Below are 1,750 nucleotides of genomic sequence, written 5' to 3' on the forward strand. Positions count from 1 at the left end.
CGTCTATACGAATTGCCCCTTTAGAGGCTCGGCCCCTTTAAAGAGAAGGTTGGGGCCGCATGTCCTTGGGGTCGATGCCCGCGACGGCGACCGGCTTCTTCATGGCGTCGCGCCGGAAGGGCTCGCCCAGCTCCTGGTTCAGGATCACCTCGATGAAGGTCGTGACCCCGTCCTTCTGCGCCGCGCAGGCGGTCTTCAGAGCGGACGTCAGCTCCTCCTGATTGGTCACCGTCACGCCCTTCAGGCCGCAACCCTCGGCAACCTTCGCATAGCTCAGGTTCTTATCCAGCTCCGTGCCCACGAAGTTGTTGTCGAACCACAGCGTCGTGTTGCGCTTCTCGGCCCCCCACTGGTAATTCCGGAAAATCACCATGGTGATCGCAGGCCACTCGTCACGCCCGATCGAGGTCATTTCGTTCATCGAGATCCCAAAGGCACCGTCACCGGCAAAGCCCACAACAGGCGTCTCGGGACAGCCGATCTTCGCCCCGATGATCGCCGGGAAGCCATAGCCGCAAGGACCGAACAGACCCGGTGCCAGATACTTCCGGCCCTCTTCGAAGGTCGGATAGGCATTGCCGATCGCGCAGTTGTTCCCGATGTCGCTCGAGATGATCGCTTCCTTCGGCAGACCCGCCTGGATCGCACGCCAGGCCTGGCGCGGCGAAAGACGCTCCGAGTCTCTCTCCCGGGCTTCCTCGTTCCAGCTCGTGCCCGGATCGTCGTCCTCGTGATCCATCGAGCTCAGCGCCTGCAGCCAGGCCGACTTGGTCTGATGGATCGTCGCCTTGCGCGCCTCCCGGTCCGCATCGCCGGCCGTCGGGGCCAGCTGCTCCAGAAGCTGCTTGGCCACCTTCTTGGCGTCGCCGCAGATACCCACAGAGACCTTCTTGGTCAGGCCAATGCGGTCGGAGTTGATGTCCACCTGGATGATCTTGGCGTCCTTGGGCCAGTAATCGATGCCGTAGCCCGGCAGGGTGGAGAAGGGATTGAGCCGCGTGCCCAGGGCCAGCACCACGTCGGCCTTGGCGATCAGCTCCATCCCGGCCTTCGAGCCGTTGTAGCCCAGCGGGCCGGCGGCCAGCGGATGGCTGCCCGGGAAGCTGTCGTTGTGCTGGTAGCCGCTGCAGACCGGCGCGTCCAGACGCTCGGCCAGAGCCACGCAGTCGGGGATCGCGTTGCCGATCACCACACCGGCCCCCGAGAGGATCACCGGGAACTTGGCTTCGGAGAGCAGGCGGGCGGCCTCGGCGATGGCGTCTTCACCGCCGGCGGGACGCTCCAGGCGCACGATCTGGGGCAGTTCCACATCGATCACCTGGGTCCAGAAGTCGCGCGGGATGTTCATCTGCGCCGGGGCGGAGCCGCGGATCGCCTTCTCGATCACCCGGTTCAGCACCTCGGGGATCCGCGAGGCGTCGCGGACTTCTTCCTGATAGCAGACCATGTCGCGGAACAGGGCCATCTGCTCGACCTCCTGGAAGCCGCCCTGGCCGATGGTCTTGTTGGCCGCCTGCGGGCTGACCAGCAGCATCGGCGTATGGTTCCAGTAGGCGGTCTTGATCGCCGTCACGAAACCGGTCACCCCCGGACCGTTCTGGGCAATGGCCATGGCCATCTTGCCGGTCGCGCGGGTATAGCCGTCGCAGATCATGCCCGCGTTGGTCTCATGCGCGCAGTCCCAGAAAGTCACGCCCGCGCGCGGAAACAAATCCGATACCGGCATCATCGCTGACCCGATAATCCCAAA

The 1,750-nt window shown here is 64.7% G+C and carries 1 protein-coding gene; it reads right to left on the reverse strand.

Annotated elements, in window-relative coordinates:
- Positions 1–37: 37 nt before the first annotated feature.
- Positions 38–1,750 (reverse strand): sulfoacetaldehyde acetyltransferase (xsc, locus tag FKG95_RS29455; protein ID WP_142900046.1); only part of this gene is annotated, 1,713 nt, incomplete at its 5' end.

The organism is Denitrobaculum tricleocarpae, assembly GCF_007004665.1.
Classification (GTDB): Bacteria; Pseudomonadota; Alphaproteobacteria; order Kiloniellales; family Kiloniellaceae; genus Denitrobaculum; species Denitrobaculum tricleocarpae.